Origin of the sequence: Ruminobacter sp. RM87 (genome assembly GCF_000701925.1) — a bacterium.
Classification (GTDB): domain Bacteria; phylum Pseudomonadota; class Gammaproteobacteria; order Enterobacterales; family Succinivibrionaceae; genus Ruminobacter; species Ruminobacter amylophilus.
Genome location: NZ_JNKD01000056.1, coordinates 1 through 15,919, shown reverse-complemented (window position 1 = coordinate 15,919; position 15,919 = coordinate 1). Strand labels below are relative to the sequence as shown.

At 34.5% G+C, this 15,919-nt stretch carries 10 protein-coding genes; all 10 read left to right on the top strand.

The window, feature by feature from the left end; genetic code table 11:
• Positions 1-247: 247 nt before the first annotated feature.
• The 10 genes from rfbB to T489_RS0109800 all read left to right on the top strand — a co-directional run bounded on the left by rfbB (position 248) and on the right by T489_RS0109800 (position 15,781).
• On the top strand, positions 248-1,333 hold the full coding sequence (gene rfbB, locus T489_RS0109850) for a dTDP-glucose 4,6-dehydratase (protein WP_031579868.1): 1,086 nt from the start codon (positions 248-250) through the stop codon (positions 1,331-1,333).
• Positions 1,334-1,442: 109 nt separating this feature from the next.
• Positions 1,443-2,327: a dTDP-4-dehydrorhamnose reductase gene (rfbD, locus tag T489_RS0109845; protein ID WP_031579867.1), complete on the top strand. Its 885-nt coding sequence runs from the start codon at positions 1,443-1,445 to the stop codon at positions 2,325-2,327.
• A 22-nt stretch (positions 2,328-2,349) separates the two neighbouring features.
• Positions 2,350-3,222, top strand: a complete 873-nt coding sequence (rfbA, locus tag T489_RS0109840) for a glucose-1-phosphate thymidylyltransferase RfbA (protein WP_031579866.1) — start codon at positions 2,350-2,352, stop codon at positions 3,220-3,222.
• A 21-nt stretch (positions 3,223-3,243) separates the two neighbouring features.
• Entirely contained in the window at positions 3,244-3,792 is a 549-nt protein-coding gene (gene rfbC / locus T489_RS0109835; protein ID WP_031579865.1) for a dTDP-4-dehydrorhamnose 3,5-epimerase, read from the top strand.
• Between the two features lie 415 nt (positions 3,793-4,207).
• Positions 4,208-6,433 carry a glycosyltransferase gene (locus tag T489_RS0109830; protein WP_198020469.1) on the top strand — a complete coding sequence of 742 codons (2,226 nt, stop codon included), beginning with the start codon at positions 4,208-4,210 and terminating at the stop codon, positions 6,431-6,433.
• 63 nt (positions 6,434-6,496) lie between these two features.
• Positions 6,497-9,763, top strand: coding sequence for a glycosyltransferase (locus T489_RS0109825; protein ID WP_031579863.1), 3,267 nt, complete (start codon positions 6,497-6,499; stop codon positions 9,761-9,763).
• A gap of 39 nt (positions 9,764-9,802) precedes the next feature.
• On the top strand, positions 9,803-11,587 hold the full coding sequence (locus tag T489_RS0109820; protein WP_031579862.1) for a hypothetical protein: 1,785 nt from the start codon (positions 9,803-9,805) through the stop codon (positions 11,585-11,587).
• A 422-nt stretch (positions 11,588-12,009) separates the two neighbouring features.
• Complete coding sequence (locus T489_RS14420; RefSeq protein ID WP_157608206.1) at positions 12,010-14,442, top strand: thiamine pyrophosphate-dependent enzyme; 2,433 nt, start codon at positions 12,010-12,012, stop codon at positions 14,440-14,442.
• A gap of 456 nt (positions 14,443-14,898) precedes the next feature.
• Complete coding sequence (locus T489_RS0109805) at positions 14,899-15,471, top strand: transposase (RefSeq protein ID WP_031579859.1); 573 nt, start codon at positions 14,899-14,901, stop codon at positions 15,469-15,471.
• Between the two features lie 31 nt (positions 15,472-15,502).
• The gene (locus T489_RS0109800) at positions 15,503-15,781 is read left to right on the top strand and encodes a hypothetical protein (RefSeq protein WP_031579858.1); all 279 of its coding nucleotides are present in this window, start codon (positions 15,503-15,505) and stop codon (positions 15,779-15,781) included.
• The last annotated feature ends 138 nt before the right edge of the window (positions 15,782-15,919 follow it).

The following is a 15,919-nucleotide window of genomic DNA, read 5'->3' as shown; positions in this document are numbered from 1 at the left end:
CTTGTCAATATTCCTTTTAACGATTGTATATGTATCACACAATTTTTTATCGGTAAGTTCGGTGATTATCGTTCATTATTCATGATAAATACTTAATAACGCAGATTGTTAGAAGTAAGAAAACAGACATTTTTCCCTTAATTGTGTTTTTTGAATATATGAGAGCAGTAGGGGACAAGATGATGTGTGTGCATGATTATGAACAATACATTCATTAAAATTACAAAGCTACAAGTGGATTTGAATGATGGGGAATAGCGATAGATTAAATCTTTTAGTAACCGGAGCTGCAGGTTTTATAGGCTCTAATTTTGTACATTACTGGCTGGATAAATACAAAGATTCCAGGGTGGTTGTTTTAGATGCTTTGACCTACGCAGGCAATCTGGATAACATCAGTGATCTGCAGTCAAACAGCAATTTTAAATTTGTTCACGGAAATATCTGTGACACTGATTTAATCAAAAAACTGCTTGTTGAAAATGACATTGATACACTGGTTCACTTTGCTGCAGAATCTCATGTTGACAGATCTATCACCGGTCCTGATGAATTCATCAATACCAACATATTGGGTACTTATTCATTACTTAAAGCCTGCAAGGCTGTATGGCTTGATTCAGATACCGGGAAGGAAAATCACAGATTCCATCATGTATCAACCGATGAGGTCTACGGAACTCTGACTCTGTCAGACCATCCTTTCAGAGAAACCAATCAGTACCTGCCTAATTCTCCTTATTCAGCATCAAAGGCTTCGTCAGACCTGCTTGTAAGAGCTTTCCATCATACCTACGGTCTGAATGTAACCATGTCAAACTGTTCAAACAACTACGGTTACTACCATCATCCGGAGAAGTTAATTCCTTTAACTCTCACCAATATTCTGTTTGGTAAGAATATTCCTATTTATGGTGACGGCAGGCAGATCAGAGACTGGCTGTTTGTAATGGATCACTGCCTGGGCATTGACCTTATTCTGAACAGCGGAAGACTTGGAGAAAGCTACAACATCGGCGGTATCAACGAATGGACCAATATTGATATCGTAAATCTTCTCTGTGAAAAGATTGATTCACTGTTCAGGGACAATGAATCATACAGATTAAAGTATCCGGAATGTCCTGCTTCAAAAGGAGTTTCAACCAAAACTCTGATTACTTACGTAAAGGACAGACTGGGTCACGACAGAAGATACGCCATCGATGCCTCAAAGATCATGAGTGAACTTAATTACAAGCCTCAGGAAACCTTTGAGACCGGTATTCACAAGACAATTCTGTGGTACCTCGATAATGATTCATGGTGGAAGAAGATTCTGCATATTGCATAGATTATATATAACAGAGGACTGAATTACTGAAAGTTTAAATTTTCTGCATTCCAGCTTCTGACAACAAGTCGACTAAACATAATAATAAAACTGCATTAAAACAATAAATATGAAATTACTAATTTTAGGTTCCAACGGCCAGGTTGGACACTGTCTGGCAGAACAGGCTGAATCAAAGGGATTTGATTTCAGTGCCACCAACAGTTCTCAGCTGGATATTACCGATTTTCAGAAGGTAAGACAGACTGTTGAATCAGTTAATCCAACCATTGTCATAAACGCAACTGCCTACACTAATGTTGAAAAGGCAGAGGATGAACCAGAGAAGGCTTTTGAGGTTAATTCCGACAGCGTCGGAAATTTAGCCCGGATCTGTTCTCAGAAAAACATTCCTCTGATTCACATTTCAACTGATTACGTGTTTGACGGAACCAGGGAGGGATACTATAAGGAAACAGATACTGTTAATCCGATAAATGCCTACGGCAGGAGCAAGCTTGCAGGAGAAACAGCTGTTGCAGAAAACACTGACAAATACGTTATTCTCAGAACCTCATGGGTTTTCGGAAGACACGGAAAGAACTTTGTTAAGACCATGCTGAATCTCTTCAGGTCACGGGATGAACTGACCGTTATAAACGATCAGATTGGAGGTCCGACCTTTGCCGGAGACATTGCTTCTGCGATTTTGAAAATTGCGGAAGTGCTGGATGACACACCTGACTTCTCCGAATGGGGAATCTTCAATTTTTCTGGAAAAGAAGATGTAAGCTGGTATGAGTTTGCCAAAAGCATTTATGAGTCTTCCCGTAAAGAACAGCTTATAACCAAAGATGTTTCCATCAGACCAATCCCTGCTTCAATGTTCAAGACCAAGGCTGCAAGGCCTCTGAATTCAAAGCTTGATTTAAGCAGAATAAAGAGTGTTTTCAATATCTCTGCCAGTGACTGGAAGTCCGAGATTGATAACAACATTGAATATTATCTTCAGTAGTTACAGGTTAGAGGTGATTTGAATGAAAGGCATTATTCTCGCAGGCGGCTCAGGAACCAGACTGTACCCTATAACACTTGGATGCAACAAGCAGCTTCTTCCGGTATATGACAAGCCGATGATTTATTATCCTCTGGCAACGCTGATGCTTGCAGGCATACGGGATATTCTGATTATAACCACTCCTGAAGATTCATACAGTTACGGAACTCTGCTTAAGGACGGTTCTCAGTTCGGGATAAGAATCAGGTATGCGGTACAGCCGAAACCTGAAGGTCTTGCCCAAGCTTTTCTAATAGGTGAAAAGTTTATCGGAAATGACAGTGTATGTCTTATTCTCGGAGATAACATCTATCACGGACAGGGCTTAGGAAGAATTCTGAATGAATGTGCCGGTATTAAAGATGGAGCCTGTGTGTTTGGATATAAGGTTGCTGATCCTGAAAGATACGGTGTTGTTGAATTTGACAAACACGGCAACGTGCTGTCTCTGGAAGAGAAACCTGAACATCCGAAGTCTGACTATGCCGTAACCGGACTGTATTTCTATGACAACAATGTTGTGGAGTACGCCAAGATGGTTGAGCCTTCTGCCAGAGGAGAACTTGAAATCACTGATCTTAATAAGATTTATTTGGAAAAACAGATGCTGAAGGTTCAGATATTCGGTCGTGGAATAGCCTGGCTGGATACAGGAACCCATGATTCACTGCTTGAAGCAGGAGAATATATCAAGACTCTGCAGAAAAGACAGAACTGTCTCATCGGCAGTCCTGAAGAAATAGCCTTCAGAAAAGGATACATCACAAAAGAAAGACTGCTCCAGCAGGCTACACTTCTTAAAAAGAATGACTACGGCAGGTATCTGCTGTCACTTGCCGAGAAAAAAAGATAACACATGATTGGGAAATTAATGATGAACGTAATAGATACAGAGATTAAGGAAGTAAAGATTTTAGAACCAAAGGTATTCGGAGATTCACGCGGATACTTTATGGAAACCTGGAGAGATTCATTCTTCAGGGAATTTGTATGTGATAAGACATTTGTGCAGGACAACCAGTCAAAGTCCAGTATCGGTGTATTGAGAGGACTTCACTATCAGCTTAACAATCCGCAGGGAAAACTGGTGAGAGTAGTATCCGGTACAGTATTTGATGTTGCAGTGGATATAAGAAAGAGTTCACCGACCTTCGGTAAGTATGTAGGTGTGATTCTGTCTGCCGAAAACAAGCGTCAGTTCTGGATTCCTGAAGGATTTGCGCATGGTTTCTACGTAATGAGTGAAACAGCAGAGTTCGTATATAAATGTACAAACTACTATGACCCTACATCTGAACATTCAATTTTATGGAACGATCCAGATATCGGTATTGAATGGCCTTTGGTTGAAGGTGTGAAGGTAAATGTTTCTGAAAAAGACGGAAAAGCCTCATCATTTAAAAATGCTTTGGTTTTTGATTAGTTTCCTAGGGATGAATTATTTATAGATTTGAGTTTTGGCAGTTTTCTGTCGATAGGTAGATGAATACCCTTATTTTGTCTGCAGAGTGAAACATAATCTGCAGAAGGTAGAAGTATTTACTTTTCTATAATATATGGATAGATGAGTTATAGATATTTGTATTTTTTCTTTCGGACTGAAAAGTTAAGGGACACAAATCAAGCTAAATAAGATCTTGTTAACCTCCTAGATGTCTATGAATGTTTTTTTTCATTGATCGTAATTCCTTTTAGTTTGCTGTTTACCATCACTAATAAATATATTTTAGAGTTGTTTTATGGATAGTGTTGTTTGTGGTTGGATTTCTGATGTTCTGTACAACAATCGTATTGTCGGTTGGTTATTAGATCCTTCCTCAACATCTCCGAGAGATGCTGTGGTAGAAATTAATGGTTTTGCAATAGATGTTTTATGCAATGAGAAAAGGCATAATCCAAAGAACTATAAAACTCACATAAATAATGGTTTTAGCGTTTTAATCGATAAAAAGATTTATGTTCATTTGAGTACAAAAAATATTGTAAAGTTAATCGATAAAACAACAAAAAGTGAAATTGCCAAATCCGTAATAAAAATTGATCTGGACTCATTAAAAAAACAGATTTTTAACGATGGTGGTGTATCCGGAGAAGTTAAAAAAGAATCAGGTTCAGTTTCGTCAGAAAAAAAGAAAGTTATAGGTAAGTTAAATTCAAAGTTAAACAATCTGAAAATATCCGGTTGGCTGGCTTCTACTGATGCTGATGCCAAAGAGTCAAGGAATGCCTTGTTGAAATTTCCTAACGGTATTTCTTTTACGGTTAAAACAAATAAATTCAGAAAAGACTTAGTATCCAAAGGTATAAACGGAAATTCCGGTTTTGTTTTTGACATTCCTCTGGAGCTGATTGCTCAGTTACCTGAGACCTTTGAGGTATCACTCTGGGATAAAAAACTGAATAAATTGATTGACAAGGTAAAGTACAGTAATCAGCCAGTTTTTACTCCTCGGAATTTTGATGAATATTTAAAGTATTCAATGGTTATGCCAATAGCATATGCTCCTTTTTCAGAAAACTATAAAAGATGTTTTGCCTTTATGGAAAATGTAGCGTCCAGATTGGCAAATCATAATTCAAGTACTCTGGTTTCTGTAATCATGCCAGTATATAACCGAGAAAAAGTTGTTAAGGAATCCATACTTTCGGTTTTGGCTCAGTCATATCAGAATTTTGAGCTGATAATTGTAGATGATGGAAGTACAGACAATACGGTCAGTATTATTGAATCCATTAAAGATCCCCGAATCATCTTGTTGAAAAGTAAAGAAAACAGAGGATGCAGCCATGCCAGAAATTTGGCTGTTAGTAAATCCAAGGGGAGTTATATTTTTTATCTTGATTCTGATAATACCTGGGATAATCGTTATTTAAAGGTAATGGTCGGGGCATTTGAAGCCCTCCCGAAAGCGTCAGCAGTTTATTGTGGCCAGTATCTATTCAAGCAGAACAGCGACAAGTGTTATGCAGTGCGATTTGCATCATTTAACAAATCATTATTGGAAAACAGAAATTACATTGATATAAACTGTTTTGGGCATACCCGCAAATCGTATGATGCAATAGGCGGGTTTGATGCTTCTCTGAGAAGACTTGTTGATTATGATTTTATATTGAGATTGAGTGTTTCCTTTGATATTTACTCAATTCCGGTGATTTTATCTAATTATTTCTTTAACAAAGCAGAGAATACCATAACAGATACAGAAGTTTTTAATCCGCTGAAGATTGAAAATTATATTCAACACGATCAAAACAGCAAGTCTGAAAATCTTAATGTATCGGCAATCATTCCTAATCATGAAACCATTGATGACCTTGAAGAATGTATCAGCAGTCTGATTTCCGCGGGCTGCTCTGAAATAATTGTTGTTGACAATAATTCATCGCCTGAATGTGTTCAAAGATTAGAGATTCTTAAAAAAGAAAACAGGATAAAATTAATTAAAAATACCTGCAATTACGGTTTTACTTATGCTGTAAACCAGGGAATTCATGTTGCAAATCCGGAAAATGATATTTTGCTTGTGAACAATGATTCCGTTTATACCTCTGATGCCATCAAACGAATGAAAGCATTTGCTTACTCATTGGATGATGTAGGATTGGTTGTGCCAAGACAGGTTCTCTATGAGGATAACGGTTCAATTAGCATTCATGTGCCATATGCAAATAAAAAGAACAAGTGTGACGTAAATTTATCAATAAAACATTTTAATATTGAACACGTTCCTCTCTTCAGCAATGGAAAATGTATAGAACTCTCCTTTGCTCCATTCTTCAGTGTGTACATTCGCAGGGATGTTTACAGATTAGCTGGTGATTTAGATTCTCAGCATGGCAGACATTATCGTTCAGACAGAATTTATTGTGATTACATACGTCATTTGCTGGGTCTGAAAATTTATTATGTTGTTGATGCGGTTGTGTACCACAAATTACAGAAATCTACCGCCGTATTAAAAGACAATAAAGCCGATTATGAGAAAATTTTTGTCAATAACAGCTGGTCTGAGCAGGAATGCCTCCAAAACGGTTTTGTTCAAAAAAATTGGGAAAAGTAAATTTTTCTTAAGAATTATTGTTGTATCGATAGGGTATAAAAAAGAAAATATAAGGGTTAGTGTATGCCTAATGTTAAAGGAAAACTCGGTTCTAAATTATTTGGGAAAAAACTTATAGGCTGGTTAGCTTCAGCTGATCCTAAAAGCCAGCTTCCAAGGGTGGCAAGACTGGAATTTCAAAATAAAAGAAACGTCACCATAAAAGCTGATTTAGAACGAAAAGATTTGAAAGATAAAGGGATTAATGGTGGATTTGCCGGATTTGCTCTTATATTATCTAACGATGATTTAGCGAATTTACCTGCTGAGTTTTCTGTTGCTCTTTTTGATAATGAATCAAATGTTCTTGTAGATAAAGTAAATTATCAGAACCCTGTCTATGATAAAAAGAATTCCGTGAAATCCGCTACACCTTCCAAGACCGGAGATAAAGCTAAATCCAATTCTAAATCTGATTCTGACTCAAAAACAGAAAAGAGTGTCAAGGCTGCTCCTGCCAAAAAAGTAGATGGTAATACCAATACTGATGCAACAAAAAAATCAGATGTCACAAAGAAAACAGCTGAGGCAACTAACAATAATAAGAAAGTTATTTCAGCAGGTTTTAAAGGTTCTGCAGGTATAAATTTAGAATCAGCCATATCCAAGCTTGTTCGCTCTATGTCATCACAGGATCTGATTAAGCATTACGAGCTGTGCAGTAAATCAAGTTTCTTTGATCCGGTTTGGTATTCTAAAGAATACGCTCTGGACAGTAGCGTTGATCCTGTAATGCATTATCTCGCTCTTGGTGGAAAACAGGGGTTTAATCCTTCTAAATTCTTTGATTCAAAGTATTATTTGAATAACAATCCTGATGTCAAACATTCCGGAATATGCCCATTGGTTCATTATGAAATGACCGGGAAAAAGGAGAAAAGAAAGTTTAATTTTAATGAACAGGAATACCTGTTCATTCATTCCGATGTCTGCAAGGCAAAAGCCAATCCGGTAGAACACTTCTTAAAACATGGTCTGGAAGAAAAACGCTCAACCAACTATTGGATTCATAAAGCAAAGCGTGACGAGTCAAAACAGACAATTCTTTTGATTGGCCATGAATTAAGCAATACCGGAGCTCCACACTCATTAAAGATTATTGCCAAAGGATTGCTGTCACTTGGGTACAATGTAGATATATGGGTTTTTTATACTCGTGGAAGAATAGAGGATATTTATAACGATATAGATGCAAATGTTTTCTATGTTCCTCGAGACGTTTCTCTTTTCCCAAATGTTCTTGATTATATTAAAAGCTACAGTTATGTATTTCTGAACACTGTTGTAGTTAATTCCTACGCAAAATTATGCCGAGATAACAATATTCCTCATTTATGGATGATCAGAGAAGATATATCGATGTTGAATCGTTATATTGAGCAGTTCCATTGTGGTGATTTTCTGTATGATGAGTCAGAGAATATTGTCTGTGTTTCTGAACATGCGAAAGAAAACTGCAGTTCTTTATTTGACCTGAACAAAGTTCGTGTTTTTAGAAATTGTGTCGAAGATAACTATACCTCGTTGTTACCTGTTTACCGCCCTCATCCCGATGTGCGTGTATTTACTATCTGCGGAACTATAAACAATCGAAAGGGATTTGATGTTTGTATCAACGCATTTTTAAAACTTAATCTGTCACTGGTTGGCAAGTGGAAGTTACAGATAATCGGTAAAAAGGCAAACAACTATGAAGAGTACTACGAATTTTTAAAAAACATAACCAAGGGATACAGCAACATTGAGTGGATAGACGAGGTAAGCGGTGCACATAAGTGGGATGTGTTCATGAATACAGACGTGTTCCTTGTACCTTCTCTCTATGAAAGTTGTTCCAGAATTGTTCTTGAAGCTGCAATGCTGTCTAAGCCATGCATCATGACTCATAACGTCGGTGCAAAATATGTCGCTCCGGACAACAGCGTGTTTATAGTTGCTCCAGGAGACTCTGATGCGTTACATGATTCTATTCTTCAGACATTAAAATATTCTGACAGTGAACTGGCAGAGATAGGCAAGCAGTTCAGAAAGAAATATTTAGAGACATCTACATTTGAAATCTATAGGGGGGTAATTGCTGATTTTGTTAAGAAAGGTATAAAGCCAGCAAGGAAATATAATATTTTCATCGAAGATTTATATGGAGACTTGCCTTACGTTGAGAAAAATGAAGACATTATTTTTAGCGATATCAGTTTTGAAAAATATTCGAAGATTCCAAAGCTTGGGCTGACTGCTAAAGAAGATTTATCGAAGAAAACGGATGAAAAATTAACTTATATAATTGTTCCTATTTACAATGGTTTTGTTCATATTACAAAGTTAATTCCTTCACTGGTTAAAAATACAGTAGGCAAACATAAATTCATTTTCATAAATGATTGTTCTACCGATGAAAATGTTAATGAATATTTGCGTACCTATGTTAAATCTCTTTCTGATTGTATTTATATTGAAAACGAGGTTAATCTGGGTTTTGTAAGAACAGTTAATAAAGCTGCAACTTATACGGAAGATTGTAATTTCATTTTATTGAATTCAGATACTGAAGTTCCTTATGACTGGATGAGAAGACTTATAGCTCCGCTTGCAAATGAAGATATAGCCTCTGTTACCCCTATGTCCAACGGAGCCGGAATTTTCAGTTTCCCGTATTTAAATAATGATCGTTTAAATACAGATTTTCTTGGACATGTCGGACTGGAAAATATCAATAAAGCATTAAGAGTTAATGATACCTATTCATATGTAGATATTCCTACTGCCCATGGTTTCAGTATGGCCATATCTAAAAAAGTGTGGAAACAGATAGGCGGTTTTAACGAATTTTTGTTTGGTCGCGGATATGGTGAGGAAAACGACTGGTCTAGAAGAGCTATCAGAGAAGGTTTTAGAAATGTTCTGATACATAATCTGTATGTGGCTCATTATCACGGCGGTTCGTTTACATCAGAAGAAAGTAAGAACAATAAAGCCAGATCTTCTTCATTTTTAAAGTTTTTATACCCTGAATATAAATTGAGCACTAATAGTTATCTTCATAAATATCATTCAAGAACTCCTATATTTTTGGCATTGCTGGGGATTCTTAAAAACGATGGTTATAAGGTTAATTACTGCTCTTCGTTTGAGGAATACTCAGTTAACTCAATGGAGAAAAATGGGGTTTACATGTACAAGAATGGAAATAATGAAATAGAAATTTCATTAAGATTAAATAGTCTTTCATGTACTGTGACTTCTGTTTCTGAAGAAGACTTTCAGATTTTATCTGAATGTTTAAACGGTTAAATTTAAATAGTATTGTGATTTTGTAAGTTATAAAAATATATGTTTTCATATCTTGTTTTAAGTGGTGAAGCTTCAAAGGTTGAAGAAATTTTCACTAAAATTAATAACCTTGTAAATGACAAAAAATCCGCTGTAAAGAGTCGGTTTTCAGATATCTTCTTTGTTAATACCCAATTTGTCATTTCAAATATGTCTTCTCAGCGTTTATGGGCATACTTTGCGTTTTCTGATAACAAGAAGGATCTTGAGATGTTCGTAGAGCAGAATAATCATGGTTTGTGCATTGTTAACAGTAATAATAAAAATATAAAAGCAGATGATTGTTTGGATTGGTTGAATTTACATAATATTGATGAGGCTTCCAGAGAATTTGATGAAGAGTTTTCCTGTGTATCGATAACTAATAAAAATGGTTTTTCTGCTTTTAGTTGTTTTTCAGGTGGTGTGCCAGTTTTCTATTCTAGTAAACTAGGGGTAAACCTTATTTCAAATGTATCTAAGTTAATTTCATACATTGTGAACGATTCCTTCAGTTATGATTATTTATCGTTATCATGGATGATAACATCAGGTAATATTTTTTTTGATAAAACTCTTTTCTGTAATGTAAATAAGCTTAACTCTCAAAAGTATATAAAAGCAGAAATAGGACGATCTTTTGGCTTTTCTCTTGTTCCATATAAGGATTCAATCTTTACAAAAGATAGTAACCTTTGTTCAGACCTGACAAATGACGAATGGGATTATATTTTCAATAAACTGGTTAAAAGAATTGAATGTTATGTGAACAGGATGCCGAATAAAAGATTTTTAATTTCTGGTGATAAAGATAGCAGATTATTATTGGCTTTAGCCCTGTCATCATCATATAAAAATGAAATTGAGGTATTTTCAGACAGTACTAATCATGATTACTTGGCAGATTTTTGTTCCTCTGTAGGAATAAACAGATTCACAACTTCCGCAGATTTAAATTCAAATAAGCGTAATTTTGATAATTCCTCGGATTTGTTGAAATTATGTTTGCATTTTATAAGAACTTTCAATCAACGCAGTTCATTGCTTTCTGAAAGAGATAATTTTACTTTAAGTTCATTTGGTGGGGGGTTGTACAGAGGTATATGGTGGAATCAATATTTTTCTGATAAAGATTTTGATAATGTATCTAATAAGCCTTATATGAAGTTTATTAATTATAGTCAGTCGTTTGATAAATATCAGATGTTATCTGATTACAGCAGACTAGCTCAGATTGAGCAGGTATCAAGTTGGGTAACTGATAATTATCATGAATATCAGAATAATCTTCAACCTGAGAAGTTCTATTTTCAGAACATTATAGGAAATTCCTGTTACATCAATCCGTTAAATGGAGAAAGCAGTGGATTTCCTTTATTGTCGTTTGATGTAGCAAAATTGTATTTTAAACTTTCATTGTCTGCCAGATCCAGGGAATTGTTGCATTTCAATTGCATGTATCGATCAAATCCAAAATTGTGTGAGTATCCTTTTATCGCTGATTCATGGAAGCCAGAAATGAATGGTTATAAAGGTTTAAATTGTAAATCTATTGATCTAAAAATAGAGTCGCATCAGATGACATTTTTAAAGAAATTTTTGATTGATAGAAAAGAGCAGGCAAAACAAATATTAGACGATGCGAGACGACATACAGACATTGAAAGATTAGTACAGATTAATAAAGTAAAGAATCAGTTGGATGTAATGACAAATAGTTCGCAACAAGAGGATATTTTTTTGATTTTTAGAACTATAGCAACATGTCTAATGTTGTCGTCAGATGTTAATTTAGATATGTCATGACAAGATATTACTATTTAAATGAATTTTATCATAATAGGTGAATTAGCATAGAAAGGAAAATACAAATAAAAGTAACAAGGTTTAAGTATTAGATAAACTTTAAGCTTTATGTTTAGAACTAATCCATAAATGAATAAATTCAGTTTAAATTGGAAATTATATCGTAGAGTCATGTGTTATAGATAATTACCATAGATTTAATAAAAACATACGATGTTTTGTTAAAAACTGAAAATTTTATTTGTTTTATTAAGGAGAGGATGACTGTGTATTAGTTAACTCAGTCAAGTTTGAGGTAGCTCTCTTTAATAAATGAAAATATGATTTAGTAGTTTCTCCCCTAAAGAATCCATATTTTGTTTCTTTTGTCTCGAAAAGGCGAACAAATAGGTAAATTTAAATTTAGATTTAGAGTGATTTTTATGAAAATTAAAAACTTTGTTGATTCGTTGGAATGTGATTTTTTTACAGGTGTACCTAGTTCGAGTTTGTTAAAGAGCTTGAGTAATTACCTTGAGCTGAAGTTTGGCTCATCTCCTCGTCATCACATCATTGCAGCAAATGAGGGGAATGCTGTTGCTTTGGCTGTAGGTTATCATTTAGCTACTCAAAAATGTCCAGTAGTTTATATGCAAAATAGCTGTGAGGGGAATGCAGTTAATCCAATAACGTCATTAATGGACGAGCACGCATATAGCATTCCTGCTATTTACGTGATTGGTTGGATGGATGAGCCTGGAATCTATGATGTTCAACAATATGTGTATCAAGACAATGTTTCACGTAAACTGTTAGACATAATGAATATACCATACTACATTGTAGAAAATACAACAACAGAAGAAGATTTATTAAAAAAAATAAAAGAATTTAAAAAAATATTAGGTAATGATAGAAGTGTTGCTTTTGTAATAAAAGAAGGGGCTTTAATTAGTGACATAGATGTAGTTGACAACGACAATGATATATCTATGAGGGAATCCATAGTTAATACCATTACAGACTTTACTGGAGAGGATATCGTGATTTCATCAACGGATGAAATCAGTTTTGAATTATTTGAACTTCGAGAAAAGAAGCGTCAAGATCATAAATGTGATTTTTTAACCAATTGTTCTATGGGACATGCCTCATCTATTGCACTAAGTTTGTCTATTATTAGACCTCAAGAAAGAATATGGTGCATTGATGGATATGATACGTTAATAATGCAAATGGGGGCATTAACCCGTATAGGGAATTATGAACCTAACAATTTAGTTCACATTGCAATTAACAATCATAGCATAACACAAAGTAGTGCACAAAAATTTAAAATTTTAGACATAGCAAAAGCATGCGGTTATAAAAAAATTTATCAGGTGACTACTTTAAATGAGTTAAAGAATGTACTAAGAGAAGTTGTGCTAAATAAAACGTTAACTTTTATAGAAATTAAGGATTATTCAGATTCTACAGGTAACTTTGTAAAACCAATGATAACACTTAAGGAAAATAAATATGGTTTTATGAAAAATTTACACAAACCGAGTCTTGTATTAAGACGTAAAGAAATGAGTTATCTTTTAAGTATAAAACAATATGATAAAGTGTTGACCTGCTTTTCTGAGATTTTTAAAAATTTTAATTACAGATTAAATTCTTATTATTTCTTTACTGCAATTTCAGCCTTTAAAGAACTGTACCCTCAAGATGATGTTAATCAATTTTTTAATAAGCACTATACAGAGGAAATGGATTTAGGAGAAAAGATTACAGAGCTGTTAACTAGTGATTATTTTATGAATAATATTGATAAGTCCTCAATTTTATTTGAGAATCTTTTAGAAATTTTGTTTAAAGAAAAAGATATTAAATTGTTATATAGAAATTCATTTATATCATTGATTAATGGTCTGACTACTAAAAAAGAGATAAAAATTGATATACCGTCTAATAATAACTATATTTTGTTATCTGGAATTGGTTGGAGTGGTAGTGGAGCAGTTGTTGATTATTTAAAAGAATTTGACAATGTTATTTTTTCTGGTTATGAGTGGTCAATATTTGAAGATGAACAATGTGGCTTTAAAAATTTGATTAAGAATAAGGATAATCATGACACTTTATGGAAACAAGCTATCAAATTTTATTTCGGTTTGTTAGGTTGTCAAAAGTTATCTAGTAATTGGTGGGTTCATAAAGCTTTATTTGGTGCATATAATAGGGCTCATTCAGAGCATGGTAAAAAAAAGTATGCAGAATTGATGGGGATTATGGGTAAATCGTTAGGTAACCTCATTTTAGGCGCTTTATCAAGAAATAAAGAGCTATGTAATAGTTCTTTACATTCAGTTGGTAAAATTTTATTGTCTTTATGTTCAGCTGATTTTGATGATAATTCCACGATAATAATTGATAACGCTGTACACATAAATAATGCCTCAATTTTGCAATATTTAGATAATGCCAAAATGATAGCTGTTATCCGAGATCCAAGATCTAATTATGTATCCCTTAAACGTGAATGTGTTGCATATTCCCAAGATACTGATGAGCAGGCTAAAACATTTGTATGTAGATATAAATCAAAATTAAAAAAAATAAGTTCTGAAATCAAGTTATTAACACAACATGGGGGGGCAGATAGAATTAAACTAGTGCATTTTGAGGACTTCGTATTAAATGAAGACTTTAGGGATTCAGTGGTGAATTTCTTGTTCCTTAATCTGAAAGATTGGACTTCTCCTCAAAAATATTTCAAACCAAATGAATCATCAAAGAATGTATATAATTTCAAGGATTATGAGAATCAGGATGAAATCAAGCTCATAGCTAAATTAGCAGAAGAATATTTATATAAATTTAATGAGTAAGAATTTGGTATATGATGGGATAGGAGTTTTTCAGACTTAAAGAGTATGTGAAAATTTTTCTATAGGCAACAACCTGGTGGAGCTGTTGCCTTAGTATTTTGTTGTTTACAAAAACGATTTTTTTGTAAATAACATTCTAATCCATTCTGTTACACTCATTGATATTACGACATTTACATTTGGTAATTTTGATGAAAGGGCGTGTGAACCAAACTCTGTAAATTACATGTAGCTAAAAATGTCAGAAAAATTTCTGAGATATAATTTAACTTATATAATCAGGAGTTTTGCATTATGGTTAAAGAAAAAAAAGTCCGTCCACATGATCCAGATGACTGAAGGGAAGCATCAGATTATCAAACAGCTTCTTCAGGAATATAATATCGAAACCGTAGCCGACATCCTTACGTGGTATAGTTGTTTGTGATGTAAATTACAAGCAATTGAGGGTATAATATGATACGTAAAATATACACAGAGGAAGCCAAGAAAGAATTCGTAAGGAACTACCTTTTATCAGATCTAAGTCAGAAGGATTTTGTTGAACAGCATGGTATTTCCAAAAGTGCTATTTATAATTGGTTAAAGCTGTACAGGGAAGAGATTGCTAAGGAATTAGGGCTGTCAGCAGTTGATATAGCCAAAACAATCAATCAAGACCAGAGTAAGTTGACCTCTGAGCAGAAATTTCAGGTAGTTGTTGAAACTAATGAACTGGATGAGTTAGCAAAAGGTGAATACTGTAGGAAGAACGATTTGACCGGTTCAGAAATAAGCAGGTGGAAGGATAACTGTATGAATGCCAATAAAGAATCAAGCTTAAACGAACATCAGGAATTGTTACGCCTACGAAAGAAGGTGGCAGAGCTGACGGAAGCGGTTAAGAAACATCAGAGTGAAAACAAGGAGTTGAACGCTCATATCAAAGCCCTGAATAAGGACATAGACAGGCATAAAACCGCCTTGGCTGAATATGCAGTTAAGGAAATTTTCATAAAAAAAGCAGAGGCGTTGCTCGAGAAGGAATAAGAGGAGAAAAGACCTCATACGAATAATATCGTTGATAAATGAATCTAAGCAGACACCTGAGGAAATAGATAGTATCACTACGAACAATGGTGAAATTATACTCATCGGTAAAAGTATTACCTTGAGTATTAGAGTAACAACAAAACTGCTGGGATTACATTACAATACCTATACAAACTGGATTAAACAGGAACAGGATATGAGGGATGGAGCTCCCCACCCAGGAAACGAAAACTATACAGAAGAGGAGCATAAGGCTGCAATTGAAGCATTATTCTTAACTTTTCATAAAAGTTCCACTACCCCATAAACGTACCTCCCAAATATATCTCCAAACATTGCAGATTCAATATGTTCAGGTCTTGTTGTTCAATAAAAATTATGGTATCCTTTAGTGTAACGGTTACACTAAAGGATATAACTAATGTATTACGATTTTTCCGTGCCA

Excerpts from the sequence above, each read along its gene's own strand:
- rfbA (WP_031579866.1), top strand. The coding sequence starts at position 2,350 with ATGAAAGGCATTATTCTCGCAGGCGGCTCAGGAACCAGACTGTACCCT.
- T489_RS14420 (WP_157608206.1), top strand. The coding sequence starts at position 12,010 with ATGAAAATTAAAAACTTTGTTGATTCGTTGGAATGTGATTTTTTTACA.
- T489_RS0109820 (WP_031579862.1), top strand. The coding sequence starts at position 9,803 with ATGTTTTCATATCTTGTTTTAAGTGGTGAAGCTTCAAAGGTTGAAGAA.
- T489_RS0109825 (WP_031579863.1), top strand. The coding sequence starts at position 6,497 with ATGCCTAATGTTAAAGGAAAACTCGGTTCTAAATTATTTGGGAAAAAA.
- T489_RS0109805 (WP_031579859.1), top strand. The coding sequence starts at position 14,899 with ATGATACGTAAAATATACACAGAGGAAGCCAAGAAAGAATTCGTAAGG.
- rfbC (WP_031579865.1), top strand. The coding sequence starts at position 3,244 with ATGAACGTAATAGATACAGAGATTAAGGAAGTAAAGATTTTAGAACCA.
- rfbD (WP_031579867.1), top strand. The coding sequence starts at position 1,443 with ATGAAATTACTAATTTTAGGTTCCAACGGCCAGGTTGGACACTGTCTG.
- rfbB (WP_031579868.1), top strand. The coding sequence starts at position 248 with ATGGGGAATAGCGATAGATTAAATCTTTTAGTAACCGGAGCTGCAGGT.